Raw genomic sequence first — 24,586 nt, 5'->3', positions numbered from 1 at the left:
GCCTCCCGGGTCTGTCGACGATCCGTTGACGGTGCATCAACCAGGCACAGTAGTCGAGCCGCCGGGCCACCGGCAGGGTCCGGACGCGACGGAACGCGGGGCCCTCGTACGGGCCGCCCAGACCACCGGACCCGTTCGCATAGTCATGCACTGAGATAACTCATTGACCACGCCGAGACGTTTGATGTATTCAGTTCTCCGCAAATCTATTCGCCGACTCGCGGTTCGAGGTCGCTCACCGCGCCCCGCACCGGGACCACTCGGAGAGGGATCGATCCACCATGCAGCCCGTCGCACCCCGCGGCTTCCGCGCCGTCACGACCAACATGGGCCTCAAGGACGTCGAGGACGACTTCGCGGCCGTCGTCTCCGAAGTCCCCTGCCGATCGGCCGCGGTGTTCACCCGCTCCCGCTTCGCCGGCCCCAGCGTCGTGCTCAGCCGCGGGGCGGCCGCCCTCGGGGCCTGTCGCGGGATGGTCGTGCTGTCCCGCAACGCCAACGTCGCCACCGGGCGCACCGGAGCGGACAACGCCGCCGAGGTCCGCGACCGGGTCGCCGGGATCGTCGGGATCCCCCCGGAGGAGCTCGTCATCGCCTCCACCGGTGTGATCGGTCGCCCCTACCCCATGGACGGCATCCGCGCCGGGCTCTCCACCCTGAATTGGCCCTTCCCGGAAGCCGATTACACCGCGGCGGCCAAGGCCATCATGACCACGGACACCCGCCACAAGGAGGTCCGGGTCCGCTGCGGCGACGCCGTACTGGTCGGCATCGCCAAGGGCGTCGGCATGATCGAACCCGACATGGCGACCCTGCTGACCTTCTTCTTCACCGACGCCGACCTCCCCGCCGACCAGCTCGACGCCCTGTTCCGCCGCGTCATGGACCGGACCTTCAACGCGCTCAGCATCGACACCGACACCTCCACCAGCGACACCGCCGCGCTCTTCGCCAACGGACTGGCCGGACCGGTCGACCCGGCCGCCTTCGAACAGGCGCTGTACGAGTGCGCGCTGCACCTCGTGCGGGAGATCGCCTCGGACGGCGAGGGCGCGTCCAAGCTGATCGAGGTCCGGGTGACCGGTGCCCGCGACGCCGCCCAGGCCAAGCGCGTCGGCAAGAGCGTGGTCAACTCCCCGCTGGTCAAGGCCGCCGTGCACGGGGCGGACCCGAACTGGGGCCGCATCACCATGGCCGTCGGCAAGCTCCGGGACGAGACCGACATCGACCCGGCCTCCGTCCGGATCGGCTTCGACGAGCTCCCGATGTACCCGGAGGAGCCGGGCGACGCCCTGCTCGAAGGGGCCCGCCGCTACCTCGGTGGCGACGAGGTGGTGATCCGGATCGACCTGGGCATCGCCGACGGCGCCTTCACCGTCTACGGCTGCGACCTCACCGAGGAGTACGTCCGGCTCAACTCCGCCTACACCACCTGACACCCCGGCCCGGCCCCCCGCCGCACCGCCTGCTGCCCCGATCGGTCACCGGGAACGGGGCGGCGGGCGGCAGGCGACGGTGGGCGGTGGGCGGTTCGGGCCCGCTACCGCTCAGCCCCGCAGGTGCGCGGTGAGCAGCCGCACCACGGCGTCGAGCTGCTCCGCCACGTAGAAGTGCCCGCCCGGGAAGACCCGCAGGCTGAACCCCCCGGTGGTGTGCCGCTCCCACTGGGCGACCTGCTCCACCGTGGCGTTGGCGTCGGTCTCCCCCACCAGGGCGGTGATCGGCTGCGGAACGACGGCGTCCGGCGCCGCCAGGTAGGTCTCGATGGCGGTGTAGTCGGCCCGCAGCGCCGGGATGATCAGCTCGCGCAGGGCCGGCACGTCGAGGATCCGCTCGTCCGTGCCGCCGAGCCGGACGATCTCCTCCAGCATGCCGTCGTCCGACATCAGGTGCACCGCGCTGTCCCGGGGCAGCGACGGAGCCCGGCCGGCCGAGACGAACAGCCGCTCCGGCCCGGCCAGACCGTCCCGGGCGAAGCGGCGGGTGACCTCGAAGGCGACCGCCGCGCCCATGCTGTGCCCGAAGAACACGACCGGGCGGTCCACCCAGCCGCGCAGCTCCTGGTAGACCTGCTCGGCGAGTTCCGGCACCGAGTCGATCGTCGGCTCCGCGAAGCGGTTCTGCCGGCCCGGGTACTGCACGGCCAGCACGTCGGCGTACGGCGCGAGCGCGTTGGCGTAGTCCATGTAGTAGCTGGCCGATCCGCCGGCGTGCGGGAAGATCACGATCCGGGCGGGAGCGAAGTCGGACGGGTTGAACCGGCGGAACCACGGGTTGTCGACGGCTGCGCTGCTGGGCATGCGGGGTGTGACCTCTCTCCGTGACGGACTCTGCTCACCCCAGTCTCTCAGTGCACCCGCACCACCGGGGGCGGTTACGGTGGGCGACCCGGATTCCGGCACTCCGGTCGGCCGCTCGGGCTCCTGCGGGGACGGGCTCCGCTCCGACCTCACCAGTCCCCTTCGGACTCGTCCGGTGCGACCCCCCAAGGGTCCACGGCCGCGTCCGGCTCGGTCACCCAGCCCGCCGCCAGCACCAGCCGGGAGAGCCGGTGGACGGCAAGGAAGCCGAACGGGCGGCCGAATTCCACGCTGACGTGGCGCTGCAGGAACGGCGGCCGCGACACGGCCGCACCGACGGCCACGCCCCCGAGGGCCGTCACCGAGGAAGCCCGGAACCCGCGGGCGCCGAAGGTCGCGGTGGCCTTCTGGCGCGCGCCGTTGACGAACAGCGGCAGCCCGCCGACCTGGAGGCCGGGCAGCCGGTCCTCCGTCTCGGACGGGGTGCTGAGCGTCGTCAGCCCGAAGAGATCCTTGCAGGCCAGCAGATCGTGTTCGGCCGCCACGGTGAACTGCGGGACGCCCACGGTCAGCAGGTCCGCCGGCTCGTACCGCCGCAGCATCTCGATCGTCAGCCCGGGGCCGGCGGTGCCGACCGGAAGCCGGTCGGCGGTGGTACGGCGGTACCGCTGCGAGAGCGACCCGATCCCGGCCGCCAGCACGCCGCCCGGATCGGCTCCGGGCTCGCCGAGCAGCAGGTGGACGGTGATGTCGCCGTACCCGAGCACCTGGAACTCGGTGACCGGGCCCGCAGGCGTCTCCAACAGGGCCGCGCGGTCCAGCAGACGCGTCGCACCGGTCAGGTAGCGGACGGGTCGGCCCCAGTCGTCCGTGTGGTTCCCGCCGAAGCCGCCGGAGTCCTGGAATGGTCGGATCCAGTCCGTCCGGAGAGTGAGCGCCGAGGCCAGCACCAGGCGGCTGGCCGGGTTCAACTCGATCGGCATCTCGTCGATCGCACCGTCGGTCTGCTCGCTCGCCCAGGCGTCCAGCAGCTTCTTGTCCCGCTCCGTGTCACCGCTCAGCCGCCCGACCAGGTCCGCCGGGACGGAGGCCAGCCAGTCCGGGCGCAGCCGCAGCCGGTCGTCGGCCCAGACCCCCAGCGCGGAGCGCACCGCCGGGACGTCCCGCAGCAGGCCGAGCAGGTCACGGGCGCGCTCGGCGGCGGCCGCGACCGGCACCCCGAGCGCCTGAGCCAACTCGCCCTGGACGGCGGTGCTTCCGGCCGGGGCCAGCAGCCCGAGCAGCGGCCAGACACCGGCCGGCATCAGGACCGTCCCCCGCCGCAGGTCGGCCTGCTCCACCCAGCGCTCCCCCAGCGCGTTGACGGCCCGTACCGCCTCGGCCCTGCTCATCCGTTCCCCCGTGCTCGGCGCTCCACTGCCGCCGAGCGTAGGAGGGCAACACCGGCCGGGGCCAGCGGTTTTCCCGGTCAGGACTCCCGGGCCAGGTACCGCGCGCGGGTCAGTTCGTGGACGCGGACGGCGTTGCCGTTGCCGGGGACGGTGGTCTCCCGCTCGACCCGAAGACCGAGCTTGGCCATCACACGCTCGGAGGCGGTGTTGCCGATCTGGGCGATGCTGACGATCCGCTCCAACCCGCAGTCCTCGAAGCCGAACCGCAGCGCCGCCGTCGCCGCCTCGGTGGCGATGCCCCGGCCCCAGAACGACCGGCCGAGCCGCCAGCCGATCTCGACGGCGGGCAGCACCTCGGGCAGGAACAGCGGCACCGCCAGGCCGGTGAACCCGGCGAGCTGACCGGTCTCGCGCAGTTCCACCGCGAACAGCCCGAAGCCCTCGGCCTCCCAGGCCCGTTCCCACCGCTCGATCGCCGCACGGCTCAGCTCCGGGGTGAGGACGCGCCGGTCGCCGATCCAGCGCATCACCTCCGGGTCCGCGTGCACCTCGGCCATCACCGGCACGTCGCTCTCGCGCCAGCGCCGCAGCACCAGCCGGGAGGTCTCGATCGTCACCATGCACCCATCATCCCCTCCATTCATCCCCTCCACCGTGCCGCGGTCAGGCCCGTCGCACGGCCAGCACGGCCGAACTGCCGGGCGTGGTCAGCACCTCGCTCGCCTCCAGCGCCGGGTGCGTCAGGTAGTGCAGGCGCAGCCGGTCGACCTCACCGCCGTAGCGGGGCGGCCAGTGCGGCGAGGGCGTGAAGTCGTCCATGAGCAACAGGCCGCCAGGAGCAAGCAGCTCGACCACGCGGTCGGGGTCGTCGCGCTTGCCGCCGCCGTCGCAGAAGAACACGTCGAACGGCGCGTGTTCCTCCAGCAGCCGCCAGTCCCCGTGCAGCACCTGCACCCGTTCGTCCCCCTCGAACAACGCCGCAGCCTCCCGGGCCAGTCGCCCGTCCCGCTCGACGGTGACCAGTCGGCTCCCCGGCCCCAGCCCGCTGCGCAGCCAGGCCGTACCGACGCCCGCACCCGTGCCGCTCTCGGCGACCGTCCCGCCCGGCTTGACCGCCGCGGCGAACGCCAGCAGCCGGCCGACCTCCCGGGTGCAGCTCCTCCCGAACTCCAGCCGGGCGGCGCCCCGCTCGGCCGCCAACACCCGCTCGGGAACGCCCCGTTCCACCTCGTCCGCCATCCGCCCGTCTCCCCTCCGACTCCGGACGGACCATCATGCCGTGCTCGCCGAATCGATGGGCCGGCCCCCGAGTTCCTCGCGGCGGGCCCGCCGCCGATCCGAGTCACCTATGCCGCCGGGCTCTGGAAGGAGGTCGACCGGGCGCCGTTCGGGCTGGTGGCCGCAGCCGGCAGTGCTGGGTCACGGTGCGGGTGGACGCCGACCTCCTGCGCCCCTCGGGCTCCACCCCGTGGCCCACCGCTGATCCTCAGCGCACCGCCCCGAAGGCGACCGCCGCCGCCCTCGACCGGGAGACGGCGTCCAGCAGCAGCACGGAGGCCGCCTCCGGGGTCGGCTGCGGTCCGCCGGCCCGGGCGTACCGGGTGAACTCCGCCGACAGCCGGGCCAGGCCCCGGTGGTGCCGGGCGAACACCCGGGCGGAGGCGTGCCGTCCGCGCGCCCGCTGGCCGTCGAGGGCGGTGGCGGCGCCGACGTCGAGCAGCACCAGGTGCAGTTCGCGGCCCTGCCGGCCGGCCTCCCGGGCGAGCCAACGTCGCATCCAGGCGCGGCTGCCGCAGTCGTGCACCAGCAGCGGGCCGCCGCGCCGTACCGAGCTCCGCAGCAGCCGGAAGTGCTCCAGTCGCGCCCACGGCCGGTAGACCGCGTACGGCAGGCGCGCGGGCATCACCGCCTCGCAGGCCTCGTGCACCGTCCGCGGGTCCACCGTCGCGGCCTCGCCGCCGGCCGCCCAGCGGCGCAGCAGCGTGCTCTTGCCGGCTCCCGGCAGGCCGGACACCACCACCACGGCCCCGGCCGGGTACCGCACGACGAACCGCGCCCCGGCCTCGCCCCGCAGGTCCAGCACCCCACGCGGCGCCTGCACCGCCGCCGCCGTGATCTCCGCCGCCGTCATCTCCGCCGTCCCCGCCTCGCCGCTGTCCACCGCTCCCCGTTCCCCGTTCGGTCCCCGTCCGATCGACCGCCGACCCTAACAAGCCGGGCGCCCGTCCCCGTCCCGGCACGACGCCGACGCCGACGCCGACGCCAGGAGCGGGCCCCACCCGCACGGCACCCGTGATGCCGCCGCACCCTAGACTGACGCCTCGTCAGACACGGGAAGGGTGGGCATGACAGAGGCCGGCGGGACGTACACCGGGCTGGTGCTGGACGGACTGGCGCGGGATCCGGGCCGGACGGCCCTGTCCTGCGGCACCACGGCGCTGACCGCCCAGGACTGCCTGGACTCGGTGTTCCGGACGGCCCGCGCGCTGGACCGGGCCGGGCTCGGGCCCGGGGACGGCGTCACCGTGCTCGCCGGGAACACCCCGGAGGCGGTGCTGGTCCGGCTGGCGGCCAACCTGCTGGGCTGCCGGGTGGCGATGCCCGGCCCGGACCTCCCGGTCTCCGAACTGGTGGCGCTGGCCGGGTTCGCCGAGACCGCGGCACTGGTCTTCGACCCCCTCCGGTACGCCGCGGCGGCCGGGGCGGTGGCGCGGGCGCTGCCCGCCGCGGGGGTGTTCGCCCTCGGCCCGACGGCCTTCGGCACGGACCTCGCGGAGCTCGCCGCGGCCTGCTCCGCTTCCCCATTGAAGCCGCGCTGCCGCCCCGAGGACGTGATGGCGATCCGGTTCACCAGCGGTACCACCGGTCGGCCGAAGGGCGTGCTGCGCCGCTTCGCCCGTCCGCCCCGGCCCGCGTTGTTGTCCGGGGCGTCCTTCCTGCTCTGCACCCCGCTGGCGCACGGCGGCGGCACGAGTGCGGACCTCGCCCTGGCCGCCGGGGGCGCGGTGGTGCTGCAGGAGGGTTTCGCGGCCGAGGAGGTGCTCACGGCCGTGGAGCGGCACCGGGTGTCCCGGGTGTACCTGCCGCCGCACCTGCTCTACCGGCTGCTGGACGACCCGCTGCTGGCCGGGACGGACACCGGCAGCCTGCGCCGGGTCGGGTACACGGGCTGTCCGCCCTCGCCGCGCCGGCTGGCGGAGGCGACCCGGCGGCTGGGCCGGGTGCTGCACCAGACGTACAGCCTGACGGAGTGCGGGCCGGTCTCCCGGCTGAGCCCGGACGAGCACCTGGACCCACGGCTGTTGACGACCGCGGGGCGCCCGTACCCGGACACCGGGGTGCGGATCCTGGACGAGGAGGGTGCGCCGCTGCCGCCGGGCCGGACCGGGGAGATCTGCGTCCGTACCCCGACCGCGATGGCCGGTTACTGGCGGGACCCGGAGCTGACCGCGCGGGTGCTGCGGGAGGGCTGGCTGCACACCGGGGACCTGGGCAGCCTGGACGCGGCGGGCTATCTGACGGTGTCGGGCCGACGGGACGCGATAGCGATTGTCGAGGGGCACAATGTGTTCCCTCATCAGGTCGAGGAGCCGCTGCGCAGCCATCCGGACGTGCGCGAGGCGGTGATGTTCACCAGCACCGACCCGGACCGCCTGGAGCGCGTCCACGCCGCCGTCGCGGTGGCTCCGCACGCCCGGGTGACGGCGGACCAGCTGCGCCAGTGGGCCCGGGAGCGCGGGGACGCCCGGTGCGTCCCGGACACCGTCCTGCTCCTGCCGGCGATCCCGCTGACCGGGCTGGGCAAGCCCGACCTGCCGGCCCTGCGCGCGCTGGCCGAGGAGCGGACCGGTCGGGCCGTCACCACCGCCACGGGGGCGCGCGACGCCATGTGACGCGCCCCTCCGGTGCTTCGAGCGCCCGCGTAGGCCACCTGTTGCGCACCAGTCGACGGGAAGAACCCCCACCGTGGGCGCTCGACCGTGCGGGCCGAGCTGCCGATACACCCCGGCGGCGCTCCCTCGCACCGCCCCCAGGAGGCACCCCTTGACCTGGCTACGCGTCCTGACCGCGCTCGGCATCCTCGCCGCGGCGGCCGGTGCCCTGTTCCTCTTCGCCCGCTGCACCGCCCCCTCCCGGGGGGAGCGCACCGGCGGAACCGCGCCGCCCGACCTCCGACAGGAGGCCGAGGGCAGCGGCCTCTTCCAGCGGACGGGCGGCGACGGCTGAGGAACCGCCCCTCGGCTCCCGCGATCTCAGCTCCCCCGATCTCAGCTCCCCGCGAGGTCGTCCGGACGGACCTCGATGTGGTCGGCCGCGAGGTCGACCGCCACCCGGTGCTCCATACCGAGCGACTCCAGGAACTTGACGGGCAGCTGAACCCGTCCGGCGCGGTCGAGCATCACGTACTCGCGCTCGCTGACCGACTCCTCACCGTGCTCGTCCGTCACGGTGCGGCGCAGCACCTCGCTGCTGGTCCGCCCGTCCCGGATGGCCACCGTGCGACGGACCTCGCCCGCGACCATCGGGTCGTGGGTGACGATCACGACGGTGGTGCCGAGCTCCCGGTTGACGGTGCGGAAGGACTCGAAGATCACCCCCGCGGTCTCGGAGTCCAGCTCACCGGTCGGCTCGTCGGCGAGCAGCACCGGCGGGTTGTTGGCCATCGCCACCGCGATCGCGACCCGCTGTTGCTGACCGCCGGAGAGCTCGTTGGGGCGCCGGTGGGCGAGGTCCCCGATCTCCAGGGCCTCCAGCAGCTCGGCCACCCGAGCGGCCTGCTGCTTCGAGCCGCTCGCCCCGCTCCGTCGGCCGCGCAACTGCATCGGCAGCGCGACGTTCTCGGCGGCGGTCAGGAACGGCAGCAGGTTGCGGGCGGTCTGCTGCCAGATGAAGCCGACCACCTCTCGGCGGTAGCGCAGCCGTTCCTTGGCGGCCATCTCCAGCAGGTCGCAGCCCGCGACGGTGGCGGTGCCCGCGGTCGGCACGTCGAGGCCGGCGAGGATGGTCAGCAGGGTCGACTTGCCGCTGCCGGAGGCGCCGACCAGGGCGACCAGATCGCCCTGCTGGATGGTCAGCTCCAGACCCTGCAGGGCCTGGACCTCGATCCCCTCGGCGCTGAAGATCCGGACCAGCCGGTCGCAGACGATGGCCGCGCCCGCTCCGTAGGCCTTGGGCGAGGCGGCGGCCAGGGCCCGCTGCCGGAGCTCCTGCAGGCTGGGAGCCTCGACCGCCGGCCGCTCCTGGGAAGTGCTCTTCACGGCTGCTCTCCTGTCTCGACGGTCCGGTAGGTCCGGTCGGTGCGGTCAGTCTGTGCGGCCCGGCCGGTCTGTGCGGCCCGTCCGGTCGGTCCGGTTCCGGTGGCCGGTCCGGTTCCGGTGGTCGGTCCGGTGCAGGCCGTTCCCACGGCGGCGGCCCCGGCCGGTGCCCGTCGCGGTGTCATGACTGTTCCCCCGCTCGGAGTTCGGTGGCGATCTGGCGTCGACCGGCGACGAGGGTCTCCAGGACGATGCCGAGGCCGACCAGCAGGGCCAGGCCCGCGGTGGGCAGCAGGACCGGCAGGAGGACGGGGGTGATGACCTCACCGACCTTGGCGCCGACCAGGGTGGAGATGTCGAAGGCGCCGCCGAGCAGGGCGACGGCCGCGAGGGCGACCAGGCCGCCGCCGACGGCGGCCGCGAGCGTCTGCGGCAGTGCCTCGGTGATGATCAGCGCCAGGCCCTGGCGGGGCCGCAGGCCCATGGTGCGCAGCCGGGCGAGGACGGCGGTGCGGTCGGGTGCGGCGCGGAACAGCGTCAGCAGCACGGCGAGCAGGGCGTAGCCGGCTCCGGCGGCGGCCGCGTACCAGAACAGCCGCTCGGCGGCGTGCTGCAACGGATCGTCGGCGAGTGCGGTGACCGTCTCCGCGCTGCTGTGCACCGTGTACCCCACGGGCAGGCCGTGGGTTCCCTTGCCGGCGGCCGCGGCGTCGTCCGCGACCAGCTTGGCCAGACCCGTCGGCTGGGCACCGCCGTTGTCCCGCAGGGCCGACCTGACCTGCTCGGGGTCGATGTCCCCGACGGCGAACCACTTGTTCACCCGCTTCGCGTCCGGCAGGCGCTCCCAGGCGGGACCGGCCGGAACCACGACGAAGGGCTTGCCCGGGTCGGGCAGGGCCGGGGTCGCGGCGACGGTCGCGGCGACGCTCAGGTGCAGGTCGTTGCCGTTGGGCGTGCGCACCCGGGCCGGCCCGGCCGCCAGGCGCTTGGTCAGGTCGCGGCTGACCAGGGCGGGCACCGGGGTGTCCCGGCCGCCCGAGGTCCCGGCCAGCTTCGCCGCATCGAACTCGCCGACCCCGACCGTGCGGGAGATCTCGGCGTAGGCCGCCGGCTCCACCAGCACCAGGTACGCCTCGGTGTAGTCCTGGTCGGCGCCGACGAAGCGGGCCTTGGGCTCGACCCAGACCGCGGTGGAGGCGTGGACGCCGGGCAGGGCGTCGGCGACCTTGGTGAAGGACTCGCCGAGGGTCGCGTAGTCGGGCAGCGAGACGCTGATGTCCCCGCCGGTGGCGATCCGTGCGGCCCGGGTGCGGACGTGGTCGACGGTGTCCAGCACGGTTGCACCGAAACCGGTGGTGGTCACGGCGATCAGCAGGGCGAGCAGCGGCAGCACGGAGGGCCGGCGCCGCCCCGTGCTGTCCCGGGCCGCCCGGGCCAGGCCCAGGAACGCGATCAGACCACGGCCCCGCCCGGCCAGCGCCGCCAACCGCCCGACCACCACCGGCTCGATCCGCGCCAGCACCAGCCCACCCGTCACCGCGAGCAGCAGCGGCGCGGCCACCAGCAGCGGGTCCAACCCGCCACCCGTGCCCACACCCCGGCGCCTCACCTCGGCCACGGCCGCCACGGTGACCGCCAGCACCGCCAGCTCACCCACCAGCCGACGCCGACCACCGGCCCCCCGCCCACGCGACCACAACAGCGCCGCACGCGCCGGGAAGGCCAGCAACGCGATCAGCGCCGCCACCGCCGCCGCCAGCACCGCGCCCTCCCAGCGCGGCGTCGGCAGCAGCACCACCGCCAGCGCCGCACCGGCCACCGCGGCCGGCAGCACCGTCACCGCGCCCTCACCCACCAACCGCCCCAACACCCCGGTCCGCGAGCCACCGCGGGCCCGCAGCAACCGGATCTCCGCGCCGCGCCGGTCGGTGGTCAGCGCTGCCGCGAGGAACAGCACCACGATCGCGACACCCGCGACACCGGCCGGACCGATCGTGCTGAGCGGCAGCGACGCCCGGTAGCGGTCGTCCGCCCGGCTCAGGATGTCGGGGAGGTTGGAGCCGGTCCGCAGGTCGCCGCGCAGGGTGGCCCTGGACAGGGCCGTGGCACCGGGCCCGGTCAGGAAGGAGCTGACCGTGGTCCTGGTCCGGCCGAGCTGGTCGGCGCGCAGCGAGGCGGGGTCGACGGGCAGCCGCCAGAAGTTCTCGGCGCCCGCGCCCCAGCGGGCCAGCGCGGGCAGGCTATCGCCGTCGACGAACCCGCTGGTCGCCCAGTGCTCGTGCTCGGGCACCGGCTTGAGGCAGGCCCGGGCCGGGCAGCCGAGGTTGTCCCAGAACGGGTCCTGGGGGTCGTTGATCCGGTAGAAGCCGACCACCACGGTGGTCCGCTGGGCGCCCGGTCCGTCCACGCCGTTGTCGATGACGTCACCGAGCTTGATGTGGATGGTGTCGGCGGCCGTCCTGCTCAGCACGATGGGCAGCGGACCGTCGCGGGTGCCGGGAGTCGGCCAGGTGCCGTCGGTGAGGGTGGCCCGGTCGGCCAGGTCCTGGAGGTAGAACAGCCCGAGCTCGGGGTCGGTGCTGTCCGAGAGCCGGACGTACTCCCGATTGCGCATGGTGCGCCCGCTGAGGGCACGGGTGCCGTGGGCCTGGCCCGCCTGGGCCAGCGTCAGCTGTCGGCCGACCGTGCCGGTCAGCTGCCGCTGCACCCGGTCGAGCACGACGGCGTTGTCGTCGCCCTGCGTCCGGGAGGTGACCTGCAGGCTGGTCGCGTTGAGGCCCTTCTGGCCGACGAAGTCGTGCAGCGCCGCGTCCGCGCCCCGGTCCGCGATCCGCGGGAAGGCCGCCGCCAGGAAGACGGTGACGAATGCGAGCACTGCCATGAGCAGCGCGGCCAGCGGGTTCGCCCGCAGCCTGGTGGGGACCCAACGCGCGGGGCGGTGGGCGGTGTCGGGGACGGGCACGCTGGTGCCGGCCTGGGTGGTCACATCTCCTCCACGTGGCGCAGCCGGTTGGCCACGTCTCGACGGCGGCGTCCGATCAGGAAGGCCGACAGCAGCGGGGCGACAGCGATCGCGGCCGCGAACAGCAGGGCCTGGCCGACGGGCAGGTCGATCAGGGCCTCGGGCAAGGGGCGGTGGGCGGCGGGTGTCAGGACGACGAACGGGACGATCAGGTGGACCAGCAGGGCGCCGAGGGCGAGCCCGACCGTCCCGCCGAGCCCGACCAGCAGCGCCTGTTCGGCCGCGACGGTACGGGTGACCTGCTTGCGCGGCGCGCCCAGGGCGAGCAGCAGCGCGGAGTCCCGGGCGCGCTCGTGGGCGGAGCCGGCCACGGCGGCGACGAAGCCGATCGCGGCGAGCAGGGCGGTGACGAGCGCGATGGCCATCAGCGCGTTCTGCGGGGCGGCGCCCACCGGGTCGCTGAGCATTCCCTCGGTGACCTCGTCGTAGAGCTGGACGTCCTGGGTGCCCGGGGCGGCCCGCAGCGCGGCGGCCAGTTCGGCCGGAGCGCGGTCGCCGGGCCCGGTGGCCGGCAGCCACCACTCGGCGTGGCTGGGCAGCGCCCGGCCCTGCGCGGCCAGTAGCCGCGCCACGGTGTCGAGGTCGACGACCAGCGCGCTGCGGCCGCCGACCGGCACGGCCTCGATCGCCTTGGTGATCTTGACCGGGACGACGCCCCCGGCGAACGGCACCCGGACGACGTCGCCGGCGGAGCCGCCGATGAGTTTCAGGTAGTCCTTGGTGGCGACTCCGGACACGGTCGTCGGAGCGTCCGCCCCGGCGATGCCGAGAGCGGCCCGCAGGGAGAGGCCGGTGCCCTTCGCGAAGCGGTAGGCGGCAGTGAACAGCCGCCCGGCGTCAGCGGGTTCGGGCGCGACGGTGACGAACGGGGCCTCCCCGCTCCTGAGCGCCGGACCGTCGACCAGGTCCCCCTGCCAGGAGAGGCCGGCCGGCACCGGGACCTCGGTCGCGGGGCCGTCGGCGCTGTCCGAGACGGCCAGCCGGCCGACGGTCACCTCGCCCTCGGCCCGGTCGCTGTAGGAGACGGTCGCCCCGACCAGGGTCAGCGGCGCGGCGACGGAGCCCATCGGCGCGTCGACCAGCGTGGTCAGCGGGGCCGAGGCGTGCTGCTGGCCGCTGACCGGGAGGCCGACGAACGGGGCCTTGTGGACGTAGCCGTTGCGGTCCCGCAGCAGCAGCGTCACCTCCGGCGGGGAGGGGGCCATCGGGTACCGGCCGGTGTACAGGCCCGTGTTGTCGACCGTCTGCCGGATGGACAGGTCCGCGTCGATCCGCAGCGGGCGGCCGGGGAGCGGGACCCCGCCCTTGACGCCGGTCGGCGCCGGCTGGGCGAGCGGGCCGAACACCGCCGCCCGGTCGGCCCCGTTGAGCAGGTCGGCGCGGATCGGGACGCGGTCGGCGACGGCGGCCGTGTCCAGGGCGAGCAGCTGGCCCGTGCCGTTCTGGAGCGGCTGCTGCTCGTGGTAGACCGGGATCAGCCGGTCGCCGCCGGGCAGTGCGCCGTAGCGTCCGCCCTGGCCCATCAGCGCGGTGTGCGCGCCGGAGATGCGCAGGCCGCCGGCCGTACCGAAGGCGGCCTGGTCGCGCTGGGAGGCGGTCCAGGTGGCGTGCTGGCCGAGGGCGAGCACGCCGGTGGCCACGGCCATCACCAGCAGCAGCACCGGCCCGTTGGCCCGGGCGGGCTGACGGGACAGCTGCCAGCCGACCATGGCCGGGCCGAGGCCGCTGCCCCGGGCGGCGACCCGGGCACCCAGCCGGGCGACCAGCGGCAGCAGCCGCAGCACCACCAACGTCCCCGCACACAGCGCCAGTGTGGGGGTGGCGACCAGCAGCGGGTCGACGCCGAGCCGGCCGGAGGAGTCGGCGGACAGTCCGCCGCCGTACTGGTCGAGTTGCTGGTAGGCGAGCACGGCCAGGGCGAGCACTGCGAGGTCCCCGCCGTTGCGGACGATGCCGGAGACCACCGCCTGGCGACGGCCGGCCTTGCGGCGCAGCGCGGCACCGGCGCCGCGCAGCAGGCCGGGCGCGCTGGCCAGCGCGATGCACAGCAGGGCGCAGGCCACGGCCACCGGCCAGAGCATCCAGCTCAACCGGGTGTCCAGGGCGACCTGGTGGGCACGGCCGAGGCCGGCCAGGACGCGGACCAGGAACGGGGTGAGCAGGGGCGCGAACACCGCGGCCGGGAGGGCGAGCAGCACCGCCTCCAGGGCGGTGAAACCGCCGAGCCGGGCGCCGGAGGCACCGCGGGCGGCGAGCAGTTCGTTCTCCCGCTCCTGGCGGGCCGAGATCAGCCGGACCACCAGCAGCAGGGCCGCGGCGGCGAGCACGGCGAGTTGCAGTGCGCCGATCAGCAGGGTGGACCGGGCGACCATCAGACTGGCCGACAACTCGCGCACCAGATCGGGGAGTTCGGTGGTGGCGGCGAGACCGGAGGTCTTCCGCAGGTCGTCGGCCAGCGGCTGGACCCGGTCGCCGATGGCCTCGGCCGTGTCCTGGTCGACGCCCGCGAAGTCGGCGTCGAGCAGCCAGCCGCGGCTGCTCTGCGGCAGGGCGCCGGCCGCGAAGGCGCTCCGGTCGACCATCATCGGGCCGTAGGTGGTGAATCCGCCGGTCTCGACCTCGTGGCCGCCGACCGGGTCGATGCGCCAGTACGCGGCGAACGGGTCGGCGGCCCGGTAGACGCCGGTCACCCGGACGGTCAGCGCCGTGCCGTCGAGCCGGTCGGTGAGCGGGACGTCCACGGGCAGCGCCTGGGCGGTCAGGCCGAGCCGGGCCAGCATGGTCTGCGGCACGGCGACCTGCGGGGCCGCGGAGCGGACCGGACCGGTGGCGGCACCCGGCCAGGCACCGGCGACCAGGCTCACCCGGGAGCGGTCGAGATCCGCGAGGACCGTCAGGTCGACCTTGTCCGTGCTGGACTGACCGCCCGCCGGAGCACCCGGGGCCGCACCGGTCCCGGCCGCCGGGGCGTCAGCGCCCGACAGGCCGAAGGAACGGCTGCGCAGCAGGCTGTCGGTGTGGACCGGTAGGTCCCCGAAGAGCTTCTGCCGGTAGGAGGCGAGCGCCTCCTCGTCCTTCTGCCGCTGGTCGGAGCCGTGTTCCGCGGTCACCACCACAGCGGTCCGGGCATGGCCCGGTCCCTGGAGCGCCTGCCGCAGGCCGGCCTGGCCGACACTGCTGTTGAAGGTCACCAGAGCGGTCAGTACCGCCGTGGTGATCAGTACCGTCAGCAGGACGGCAGCAGCCAGCGGCAGTCGCCCGCGCACTCTGCGCACGACGAAGCCGAGCATCAAGTTCCTCCCCCGGTCTCAGACCCGGTCGCGGTCCAGCCCCCACCCGTCGATCCGTTCCGGACCCTCGTCGGTCACGGACGGGCACCCCACGGGCGTACCGGCGCAGTGATCACCGGCATCGGTCGCCGGATAGCGGACGATGCTGTCAGATCTGATCCGGGAACGGAAGGGACTTGCGCGAATCAAGTAAGCAATGAGCAAATTCTTTCTATTGGTGACATCCCCAGCGGGGAGAAGCCGATGAAATGCCATGCACACTTCATGACCTCAGGTTCGCCGACCTCCTTCTGACCAGGGAACTTCTCTTTTTCGAATTCTCTGCTCGGGAGGTTGAACCCACGAAACCACCTCACCCGTTGACCCGAACAGAACCGGGTAGTCACCACCCCAGGGGGACGCCGCATGACGCAAGACCAGGCCGCCGACACCACCTTGACGGCCACCGGCCCGATGGTGGCCGTGTCCGATCTGCGGCGCAGCTTCGGCAGCGGGGAGCGGACCGTCCACGCCCTGCGCGGCATCGACTTCTCCATCGAGCGCGGTGAACTCACCGCACTCAAGGGCCGCTCCGGATCCGGCAAGACCACCCTGCTCAACCTGGTCGGCGGCCTGGACGCACCGACCAGTGGCAGCATCGTCCTGGACGGCACCGACCTCGGCGGCCTGGACGAGGACGGCCGGCTCGCCCTGCGGCGGGAGCGGATCGGATTCGTCTTCCAGTCCTTCGGACTGATCCCGATGCTCACCGCCGCCGAGAACGTCGGCGTGCCGATGCGACTGCGCAAGGTCCCGCCGGCCGAGCGCGAGGAGCGCGCACACACCCTGCTCGCCCTGGTCGGCCTCGCCGACCACGCCAACCAGCGGCCCGGCGAGCTCTCCGGCGGCCAGCAGCAGCGCGTCGCGATCGCCCGCGCACTGGCCAACGACCCCGGCCTGATCATCGCCGACGAGCCCACCGGCCAGCTGGACTCGGAGACCGGCCGCTCGATCATGGAGCTGCTGCGCGCCGTGGTCCGGAGCGAGGGCGTCACCGTCCTGGTCGCCACCCACGACCCGACGCTGATGAACCTCGCCGACCGGGTCATCGAACTCCACGACGGACGGATCCTCGAGGAGGAGGCGGAGCAGGCCGCCTAGCGGCGGCGGGCCGAGGCTACGGGGGGACTACGGGCCGGGGTGCGGCGGGCGGTACCAACGCCCCCGCGGCCCGGCCCCGCTCTGCCCAACCCGGCGCCGCTCGGCTCAGTGCAACTCGGCTCAGTGCAGCTCGCTTCGGCGCCCCGCGCGAGCCGCGGCTCAGGAGCGGACCGGCCGGAGAATTCGTTTCGCATGCGCTTCCCCCGCTTTCTCGGGTTCGAGAGAGTATGGCGAGCGGCACGCTAACAGCCGTATTCGGCTTTGTGAATTCATTTACGAATTAATGTGACTGTACGTCATTTCCCGCGCCCTGGAAGCGGGCTGCCGCACCGATAAATCAGGTGCCGATTGTCAGTGGCATCGACTACGGTCCACCGCAAGTCGCTGGAATCCGCTCCACCGGGAGGTTCGATGACGATCTTCTGCCGCGTTCTCCACAATCTCCGCGCGCTCCCCGCCCTCCGCACCCTGCGCTGCCTCCGCCCGCCCCGGAGTCCGGGCCGCCGCACACGACTGTGGTGGCCGACGGGATCGTCGGCCACCACAGCCCCGGCCTCAACGGCCGGTCGTTCGAGAGGAGATCCCTCAGGCCGCCGGGAAGATCTCGGCGTCCGGCTTGAGCAGCTGGCCCGGCTGCGGCGCGGTGCCGTCCACCAGGTAACGGGTGACCAGCGCGTTCAGCGCCTTGCTACGGCCGACGGCGCAGTGCTCGATGGAGTCCACGCTGACCAGCACGGCGTTGCCCAGCTCCTGCTGCATCCGCTGGGCGAACTTGTACTGGGTGGCCGGGTCATAGAGGTTGCCGACCACCATCACCGTGTTGGAGGTCTTCTTGTTCCAGGGGCCGGTGAAGCGCTCGGCGTCCCGGGCCGGGGCCGGCCAGCTCGCGCACGCCGGGGCGTCGAAGGCCTGGTAGCGGCCGAAGGTCGGCGACTCCTTCTCCCACGCGCGGGCGACGTTGGCGAACACCCGGTCGTTCGACGGGTACGGCTTGTCCTGGCAGTTGACGCCCATGTAGGAGTCGTCACCGGCGTACTCGGAGTCGGCCGGGGCCTCGCGCAGCGCCCGCGGGACGTTCACCGTGAGCTGGTTGGCCTCGTCGTCGGAGACGTTCGCCTTCGGCGCCAGCAGGGCGGCCGCGGCCGGCTTCTGCATCACCTGGTAGGTGGCCTGCAGCGACTTCGCCAGCGGAGCCAGCTTGGCCTGCGAGTACAGCGCGCTGGCCACCTCGCTGGTGAAGCTGCTCAGCGTCACCTGGGAGCCGTTCGACAGCGTGATCGGGCTGGTCCGCAGGTGGTCGCGGAGCGCGTCGAACTTGGCGCGGGTGTCGCCGTCGCCGAAGGCACAGCGCGGGGCGCCGGCGGCCTGGCAGCGCTTGAGGAACTCGTCCAGGGCGATCTCGAAGCCGCCCGCCCGCTGGCGGTCGTACTCCAGGCCGTTGTGCAGGCGAAGGTTGGGGTCGACGTTGCCGTCGACGATGACCGCACGCACCTTGTTCGGGTACATGGCGGCGTAGGTGGAACCGATCAGGGTGCCGTAGGAGAACCCGGCGAAGGTCAGCTGGGAGTCACCGACGGCGCGACGCATCCGGTCGAGGTCGCGGACCACGTTGATGGTCGACATGTGCTCGATCAGCGGGCCGGCGTTCTTGCTGCAGGCGTCGGTGTAGTCCTGGTCGGCGTCCAGCGTCTCGTCGACCTCGGCCTTGGTGACGGGCACGCCCACCATGCGGTTGTTGACCGCGTCGGCCTCTTCCTGGGTCTTGAAGCACTTGAGCGGGTTGCTCCGGGCCACCCCGCGCGGGTCGAAACCGACCAGGTCGAACTTGGCCTGCACCTCGGCGCCGAAGCGGGTGGTGGTCGCCCACATGTAGCCGCTGCCGCCGGGACCGCCCGGGTTGAGGAACAGCGAACCGATCCGCTTGGCCGGGTCGCTGGCGCGGTGCCGCATCATGGCGATGCCGACCTTCTGGCCCGACGGGTCGTCGTAGTCCAGCGGCACGGGGTAGACGGCACAGTCGAAGCCGCCCGGGTCCGGCTTGGTCGGGTCGGGGTTACAGGGCTTCCAGTCGACGGGGTCGACCTTCGCTTCGGCGGCCGCCGCACCCGGGGCCTGATCGATCGGCGCGGCCGACGCGGCCACAGCGGTTCCGGTGACAAGGGCGAGCGCGCAGGTGACCGCTCCGGCCAACGTGGATATACGGGACAAGGAACCTCCTCCGTACTGAAAGGGCGGCCCCAGCCTGTCAGTCTGAGATCTCCCTGTGAAGACCTCGTGGCGGCCGAATTGTCCCTGACTTCCTGTCGCTCTCCCCCGGAACATTCTGTGAATAAACCAACTTGACGGTTGTTTGACCTGACGGTAGTTCACCCAACCCGATGGATGAACGGCAACCGCCGGCCGGGCCATGGGCTTCCGGCGTCACCCCCGGCCCGGGGCTCGACCGCTATTCGGCGATCGGCTGCGACAGAACAAGGCTCACCGTCCTGGCCACCCGCCCGGCCGCCACCCCGGCCGCCCTAACCACCCGTCGCCCCGCGGAGGGCGGCCGTCACCAGCCCCTGGAGTTCGTCGGGCCCGGTCTCACCGCCGCCGACCAGGCGGTCGAAGACCAGCCCGTCGATGCAGGCCAGCAGCGTGGCGGTCCGCCCGTCCGGGTCGGCGACACCCTGATCGGCCAGGAAGGCCCGGACGACGGCCCGCCCCGCGTTCTCCCGCGGCACGAGGATCTCCCGCAGCTCGGGGTCGCGTACGCTCTCCACCGCACAGGCGTACCGGGCGAGCGAGCGTCGCCGCCCCTCACCGGTCAGTCGGCGTCGCATCAACTCCCGGATGCTCTCCACCAGTTCGTCCGCCGATCGGAGCACCGCCCGCTCCCCCAGGGCCTGCAGTTCACGCTGGTCCAGCTCGACCAGCCGTCGCACCAGCGCGGTCAGCAGCGCCTGCCTGGTCCGCAGATACGCCGAGGTGGTGCCGACCGGCAGCCCGGCTGCCGCGTCCACCGCCCGGTGGGTCAGCCCCCGCACGCCCGCGTCCGCGAGCACGCCGATCGCCGCGTCCGCCAGCACGGTCCGCCGGTCCGGCCTCGCGACAGCGCCCGCGCCCTGCCCCTGCCCCTGCCCCTGCCCCTGCCCCTGCCCCTGCCCCTGCCCCTGCCCCTGCCCCTGATCCTGCCCCTTTCCCTGGTCCCGCCCCTGGCCCTGGTCCCGATCTCGCCGCATCCCCCCTTTCTACCGGGCCGACACCTCCCGCCGGAGCGGCGCCCCGCCCCCGGCACCCACCCCGAGCGCCCGCCCACCAGCCCGACCCCACCCCTCCACCGCCTCCCGTAAGCCCGTAGTACGCTCGTTCTACAGCTGTAGAAGGCAGCACGGCGACAGGGGAAGGACCGGGCATGAGCAGCGGCAACAGCGCGGTGGTGGTCGGGGGCGGGATCGGCGGACTGGCCGCCGCGATCGGGCTCCGACTGGCGGGGTGGCAGGTGACCGTGATCGAGCGGGCGGCCGTCCTGGACGACGCCGGCGCCGGGATCTCCCTGGCGGCCAACGGAATGCGGGCACTCGCGACGCTCGGGGTGGCGGAGGCGATCGAGGCGGCGTCCCGGCGGCAGTACACCGGCGGCACCCGCACCCCGGACGGCCGCCGCCTCGCCGCTATGGACGGCGCGGCACTGGAGCGCGAGCTGGGCGCACCGATCGTCGGCATCCCCCGGGCGGACCTTCACCGGATCCTGCGCGAGGCGCTGCCCGCCGAGTCCCTGGTGATCGGCGCGGAGGTGACCGACCTCGACACCAGCGCCCCCGACCGGATCACCGTGAGCCACGGCAGCAGCACCGTCGCGGCCGACCTCGTGGTCGCGGCCGACGGCATCAACAGCCGGATCCGACGCCGCCTCTTCCCGGCCCACCCCGGGCCGGCGTACAGCGGCTCGACCGTCCTGCGGGCGATCACCGAGCGCCCGGTCGCGGGGCTGACCACCGACTTCGAGCTGACCTGGGGCCACGGGGCCGAGTTCGGCCACATCGCCTTCCCGGACGGTCGGGCCGAGTGGCATGCCGTCCTGAACGCTCCGGCCGGGGTCCGCTACCGGGACCCGTTGGCCGAGGTCCGCCGCCGTTTCGCCCGCTGGCACGACCCGATCCCCGCGCTGCTGGCGGCGACCGAGCCGGAGGCGGTGCTGCACCACGACGTCAACGCGCTGGTCACCCCCCTGTCCTCGTACGTCTCGGGCCGGGTCGCGCTGCTCGGCGACGCGGCGCACGCCATGACGCCCCACCTCGGCCAGGGCGCCTGCCAGGCCCTCGAGGACGCGGTGACCCTCGCCGCCGCCGTCGCCGCGAGCCCGACGGTGGAGGGTGCGCTCGCCCGCTACGACGCGGTCCGCCGCCCGCGCAGCCAGACCGTGGCCCGGGACGCCCGCCGGGCCGGCCGGATGGGCCAGCAGCTCGCCAACCCGCTCGCGGTCCGCCTGCGCAACGCCGCGATCCGCCTGACTCCGCCCGGCGCGATGATGCGGACCGTCCTCAAGCACGCCGACTGGACGCCGCCCCGGATCGCCCCGGGCGCCGCGGCCTGACGGGCTGCGCGCCACCGAGCGGCGGCGCTCCAGCAAGGGTGGCGCTCCGCCGGAGGGCTCCGGGCGGCGAGCGGCAGGGCAGTGCAATCGGGATGCATCCGGAACAAAGTAGGATGACTCAACTCCCGCGCTACGCGCGAAGAGTTCCATAAATGTTCCATTTGCCCGATTTACTACCGCTTCACACGCCCGGAGCCCCCCTCATGGACAACACGTCCACCGCCGACACCGCCGCCGGCGCGATAGAGACGCGCGGAATCGAACCCGTCCCCGACCACGAGCGTCAGGGCAGAGTCCGCGAGCTCTTCCCGACCTGGGTCGCGGCGAACATCAGCGTCCTGCTGCTCACCATGGGTGCCGCCCTGGTGGTGCTGAACCAGCTGAACTTCTGGCAGGTCCTGATCGTCGCCGCGTGCGCCGCGCTGGTCTCGTTCGGCCTGGTCGGAGTGCTGTCGGTCTCCGGCAAGTGGGGCGGGGCGCCGGGTGCGACCCTCTCCCGGGCCACCTTCGGGGTGCGCGGGAACCTCTTCCCCGGCGCGATCCTCTGGATCGCCCGGTTCGGCTGGGAGACGATCAACGCCGTCACCGGTGCATACGCCGTGCTGACCGTGCTCGACCTGCTCTTCGGCGTCAAGAGCAACACCGCGCTGATCGTGATCACACTGTTCGCGTTCGTCGCCTGCACCTTCCTGGTCTCCGGCATGGGCCGGAAGGCGCTCAACGTCTGCAACACCTGGTCCACGTACCTCTTCGGTGTGTTCAGCGTGCTGGTGCTGGGCTACCTCGTCGCGACCATGCACTGGAGCGAGGTCTTCTCCAAGCCCGCGGGCACCACCGCGATGATGATCGCCGGCATCGGGACCATCGCCGCCGGCGGCATCAGCTGGGTCCCCACCGGCCCGGACTTCGCCCGCTACCTGCCGCACTCCGCCTCCGGCAAGAAGATCGTCGGCGTGACGGTCTCCGGCGCCGGCCTGGTCATGGTGCCGATGGTGCTGATGGGCGCCGTGATGGCGGTGGCCTCCCCCGGTCTGGCCGAGGCCGCGGACCCGGTCTCCTTCCTCGGTGACCTGCTGCCGACCTGGCTGGCCGTGCCCTACCTGCTGACCGCGATCGTGGGCATGCTGCTGATCAACAGCCTCTCCATGTACTCGGCCGGCTTCACCGCGCAGACCATGGGCGTCAAGCTGCCGCGCGCCCTGGCCGTCAGCATCAACGCCGTGATCTCGCTGGTCGGCGGCCTGCTGCTGATGCTGGTCGCGAAGAGCTTCCTGGGCTCCTTCATCACCTTCCTGATCCTGCTCGCCGTCTCCTTCTCGGCCTGGATCGGCGTCTACGCGGTGGACATGTTCCGGCGCCGGACGCGTGCGGTGCGCTACGACGCCGCCGCGCTGATGGACACCACCCGGAACAGCCGCTACTGGTACGCGGGCGGCTTCTGCTGGCAGGCGATGGTCTCCTGGGTGCTCGCGCTGCTGTTCGGGCTCGCCTTCACCAAGTGCGACTGGTTCGCCGGCCCGCTCTCCGCCACCCCTGTCGGCAAGTACGGCCTCGCCTGGGCCGCCACCATCGTGATCTCCGGCGTGATCATGGCGCTGCTCCCCACGCCCCGGGAGAACACCCCGGCCACCGGCGACCAGCCGGCCGCCGAGCAGGCCGAGCGGACCGAACAGGTCACCGTCTGACCCCGGCAACACCCCGGGCCCGAACCTCGGACCGCCCGGTCGCAGCGACTCAGCCGAGTCGAGGCGACCGGGCGGTCCCGTTTCCATCTGCCCGAGAAACACTCCCCGTGGAACGACGACCCGCAGGTCTCAGTCGGCCGCCGGGCTGCCGACGCGCAGCAGGTTGCCGCTGCGGTCGACGAGGGCGAACTCCCGCATCCGGTAGTCGGTGCCGTGCACCGGCTCCAGCCGGCTGCCGGTGGCCGGGTCGGCCGGAACCCCGATCCGCGCCCACTCCTCGTGCCATGCGTCCGCGTCCCGGACGTGGAGGTAGCAACTGCCCGCGGTGGCCAGCGGGTCCACCCCCGGTTCATGGCGGAAGTGCAGCTCGACCGTACCCCGGACGACGATCAGGTAGCCGTCCGGCCCGTCCCAGCGGCCCCGGGGCTCGAAGCCGAGCCGGCCGTAGAACTCCTGGGTCTCGTCCAGGTCCCGGCTCGGCAGGACCGGAACCGCGTACTCGTCCATGCCGGCACCCTACCCGCCGCCCCTGAAAAGTGTGTTGACAGAGCATCAGACCGTTGCGCTCGGCACCTGAGACGACGCACGGGAGGAGAACCGACCGGTCGGGTGCTCGAACTGCTCAGCGCCTCCTCTCGTACCTGGCCAGGAGCACTCCCCCGGGGAACGTCCGCGTCTCCACCAGGTTCAGGTTCACCCAGCTGTCCAGTGCGGTGAAGAACGGCGTGCCGCCGCCCACCAGGACCGGATGGGTGGCGATCACGTACTCGTCGATCAGCCCGGCGCGCATGGCGGCCCCGGCGAGCGTTGCGCCGCCGATGTTCATCGGGCCGCCGTCCTCGGCCTTGAGCCGGGTAATCTCGGCGATCGCGTCGCCGGTGACCAGGCGGGCGTTCCAGCCGACCTCGTCGATCGTCGAGGAGAACACCACCTTCGGCGTGTCCCGCCAGTTCCGCGCGAACTCGATCTCCGCCGGAGTGGCGCCGGGGCGCTGGTCGCCGGTCGGCCAGAAGGAGCTCATCGTCTCCCACAGCTTGCGCCCGTACAGCGACAGGGCGCACGCCTGCTCCAGTTCGAGCCACCACTGGAAGAGCTCGGGGCTCGGCGGTCCACTCCAGCCGATGTCGTCGCCCGCCGCGGCGACATAACCATCCAGGGTCAGGTTCATGCCGTAGATCAGTCTCCGCATCGCCCAGCCTTCCGTCCGTGGGTGTCCGGCGTACCGACCAAGCGTGACGCGGGAAGCTCATCGACGCACGGACCCGGGACCGGTCGCCACGTCGGCGTGGCCGGGGTCGCCGGGGACCGCCGCCACGGCATCGGCGATCTCGCCGCGCGTCGCGGTGGGTTCCAGCGCACGCCCCAGGCCGCGCCGGGCGAACGCGGCCGCCTTGTCGGGCTGGTCGGCGAGAACGCCCACGGCCGGCACGGGGGTCGCGCCCTGCACGGCGTCGAGTAGGGAGGCCCGTCCGCCGTGCGTCACGAACAGGTCGGCCCGCCGCAGCAATGCGACCCCAAAGTCACCGGTATTGCGTCTAGGAGCTGTTTAAGGTTCGGATCTCGCAGTGACTCAGTTTCGGGCTGTTGTCTCTGGTAGAACTCGGGGTCGTGGCGCGTTTTGACGTGACGGATGCCGAGTGGGCCTTGATCGAACCGCATGTGCCGGTGGCGGCCACCGGGCCCTTGCCGCGGCGGGTCCGGGAGCAGTTCAACGGGGTGCTGTGGCGCTTTCGCACCGGCAGCGGCTGGCGGGACGTCCCCGAGCGCTACGGGTCCTGGAGCACCGTGTACGCCCGCTTCCGGAGCTGGGTGGCTTCCGGCTTCTTTCAGGCCCTGATGGACGAGTTGATCGCGGAGGCCGCCTCGCGCGGGAAGGTCGGGCTCACGCTGGTCAGCGTGGACTCCACGATCGTGCGGGCTCACCACG

The 24,586-nt window shown here is 73.2% G+C and carries 20 protein-coding genes; 7 read left to right on the top strand and 13 right to left on the bottom strand.

Going from position 1 to position 24,586, the window contains the following annotated elements; genetic code table 11:
• Positions 1 to 281: 281 nt before the first annotated feature.
• Positions 282 to 1,436 carry a bifunctional glutamate N-acetyltransferase/amino-acid acetyltransferase ArgJ gene (gene argJ / locus AB0F71_RS30380; RefSeq protein ID WP_360240917.1) on the top strand — a complete coding sequence of 385 codons (1,155 nt, stop codon included), beginning with the start codon at positions 282 to 284 and terminating at the stop codon, positions 1,434 to 1,436.
• A 111-nt stretch (positions 1,437 to 1,547) separates the two neighbouring features.
• Here argJ and AB0F71_RS30375 read toward each other — a convergent pair whose 3' ends face one another.
• The 5 genes from AB0F71_RS30375 to AB0F71_RS30355 form a co-directional block, all read right to left on the bottom strand.
• Entirely contained in the window at positions 1,548 to 2,300 is a 753-nt protein-coding gene (locus AB0F71_RS30375) for an alpha/beta fold hydrolase (protein ID WP_360240914.1), read from the bottom strand.
• Positions 2,301 to 2,449: 149 nt separating this feature from the next.
• Positions 2,450 to 3,691, bottom strand: coding sequence for a serpin family protein (locus tag AB0F71_RS30370; protein ID WP_360240911.1), 1,242 nt, complete (start codon positions 3,689 to 3,691; stop codon positions 2,450 to 2,452).
• A gap of 77 nt (positions 3,692 to 3,768) precedes the next feature.
• Entirely contained in the window at positions 3,769 to 4,311 is a 543-nt protein-coding gene (locus tag AB0F71_RS30365) for a GNAT family N-acetyltransferase (protein ID WP_360240908.1), read from the bottom strand.
• A gap of 43 nt (positions 4,312 to 4,354) precedes the next feature.
• Entirely contained in the window at positions 4,355 to 4,930 is a 576-nt protein-coding gene (locus AB0F71_RS30360) for a class I SAM-dependent methyltransferase (RefSeq protein ID WP_360240905.1), read from the bottom strand.
• A 247-nt stretch (positions 4,931 to 5,177) separates the two neighbouring features.
• Positions 5,178 to 5,852: an AAA family ATPase gene (locus AB0F71_RS30355; RefSeq protein WP_360240902.1), complete on the bottom strand. Its 675-nt coding sequence runs from the start codon at positions 5,850 to 5,852 to the stop codon at positions 5,178 to 5,180.
• A 184-nt stretch (positions 5,853 to 6,036) separates the two neighbouring features.
• On the opposite strand from AB0F71_RS30355, the gene AB0F71_RS30350 reads away from it, so the two are divergent.
• On the top strand, positions 6,037 to 7,584 hold the full coding sequence (locus AB0F71_RS30350) for an AMP-binding protein (protein WP_360240899.1): 1,548 nt from the start codon (positions 6,037 to 6,039) through the stop codon (positions 7,582 to 7,584).
• Positions 7,585 to 7,735: 151 nt separating this feature from the next.
• Entirely contained in the window at positions 7,736 to 7,918 is a 183-nt protein-coding gene (locus AB0F71_RS30345; RefSeq protein WP_360240896.1) for a hypothetical protein, read from the top strand.
• A 41-nt stretch (positions 7,919 to 7,959) separates the two neighbouring features.
• Here the strand turns inward: AB0F71_RS30345 and AB0F71_RS30340 are convergent, their stop codons facing one another.
• The 3 genes from AB0F71_RS30340 to AB0F71_RS30330 all read right to left on the bottom strand — a co-directional run bounded on the left by AB0F71_RS30340 (position 7,960) and on the right by AB0F71_RS30330 (position 15,258).
• Positions 7,960 to 8,949 carry an ABC transporter ATP-binding protein gene (locus AB0F71_RS30340; protein WP_360240893.1) on the bottom strand — a complete coding sequence of 330 codons (990 nt, stop codon included), beginning with the start codon at positions 8,947 to 8,949 and terminating at the stop codon, positions 7,960 to 7,962.
• A gap of 178 nt (positions 8,950 to 9,127) precedes the next feature.
• Entirely contained in the window at positions 9,128 to 11,932 is a 2,805-nt protein-coding gene (locus AB0F71_RS30335; protein ID WP_360240890.1) for a hypothetical protein, read from the bottom strand.
• Positions 11,929 to 15,258 (bottom strand): FtsX-like permease family protein, encoded by a 3,330-nt coding sequence (locus tag AB0F71_RS30330; RefSeq protein WP_360240887.1) that lies wholly within the window; start codon positions 15,256 to 15,258, stop codon positions 11,929 to 11,931. Before AB0F71_RS30330 ends, AB0F71_RS30335 begins: the two co-directional genes overlap by 4 nt.
• A 405-nt stretch (positions 15,259 to 15,663) precedes the next feature.
• On the opposite strand from AB0F71_RS30330, the gene AB0F71_RS30325 reads away from it, so the two are divergent.
• On the top strand, positions 15,664 to 16,398 hold the full coding sequence (locus tag AB0F71_RS30325) for an ABC transporter ATP-binding protein (protein WP_360240884.1): 735 nt from the start codon (positions 15,664 to 15,666) through the stop codon (positions 16,396 to 16,398).
• A 585-nt stretch (positions 16,399 to 16,983) separates the two neighbouring features.
• Here the strand turns inward: AB0F71_RS30325 and AB0F71_RS30320 are convergent.
• Positions 16,984 to 18,606, bottom strand: coding sequence for an alpha/beta hydrolase (locus AB0F71_RS30320; protein ID WP_360240881.1), 1,623 nt, complete (start codon positions 18,604 to 18,606; stop codon positions 16,984 to 16,986).
• A gap of 311 nt (positions 18,607 to 18,917) precedes the next feature.
• A complete protein-coding gene (locus tag AB0F71_RS30315; RefSeq protein WP_360240878.1) occupies positions 18,918 to 19,619 on the bottom strand; it encodes a TetR family transcriptional regulator C-terminal domain-containing protein in 702 nt (233 codons plus the stop codon).
• Between the two features lie 173 nt (positions 19,620 to 19,792).
• Between AB0F71_RS30315 and AB0F71_RS30310 the strand changes: the two genes are divergently transcribed.
• Positions 19,793 to 20,974, top strand: coding sequence for an FAD-dependent monooxygenase (locus AB0F71_RS30310; protein ID WP_360240875.1), 1,182 nt, complete (start codon positions 19,793 to 19,795; stop codon positions 20,972 to 20,974).
• 203 nt (positions 20,975 to 21,177) lie between these two features.
• Entirely contained in the window at positions 21,178 to 22,659 is a 1,482-nt protein-coding gene (locus tag AB0F71_RS30305; protein ID WP_360240872.1) for a cytosine permease, read from the top strand.
• A gap of 129 nt (positions 22,660 to 22,788) precedes the next feature.
• On the opposite strand, the gene AB0F71_RS30300 is transcribed toward AB0F71_RS30305, so the two are convergent.
• The 3 genes from AB0F71_RS30300 to AB0F71_RS30290 form a co-directional block, all read right to left on the bottom strand.
• A complete protein-coding gene (locus AB0F71_RS30300) occupies positions 22,789 to 23,166 on the bottom strand; it encodes a VOC family protein (protein ID WP_360240869.1) in 378 nt (125 codons plus the stop codon).
• Positions 23,167 to 23,281: 115 nt separating this feature from the next.
• Positions 23,282 to 23,848 carry a dihydrofolate reductase family protein gene (locus AB0F71_RS30295; RefSeq protein WP_360240866.1) on the bottom strand — a complete coding sequence of 189 codons (567 nt, stop codon included), beginning with the start codon at positions 23,846 to 23,848 and terminating at the stop codon, positions 23,282 to 23,284.
• Between the two features lie 57 nt (positions 23,849 to 23,905).
• The gene (locus AB0F71_RS30290; protein ID WP_360240863.1) at positions 23,906 to 24,106 is read right to left on the bottom strand and encodes a hypothetical protein; all 201 of its coding nucleotides are present in this window, start codon (positions 24,104 to 24,106) and stop codon (positions 23,906 to 23,908) included.
• 161 nt (positions 24,107 to 24,267) lie between these two features.
• On the opposite strand from AB0F71_RS30290, the gene AB0F71_RS30285 reads away from it, so the two are divergent.
• Positions 24,268 to 24,586 (top strand): transposase (locus tag AB0F71_RS30285; protein ID WP_360240860.1); only part of this gene is annotated, 319 nt, incomplete at its 3' end.

This window comes from Kitasatospora sp. NPDC028055, assembly GCF_040637885.1.
In the GTDB taxonomy this organism is placed as follows: Bacteria; Actinomycetota; Actinomycetes; order Streptomycetales; family Streptomycetaceae; genus Kitasatospora.
This window is presented reverse-complemented; position numbering and strand designations above follow the sequence as displayed.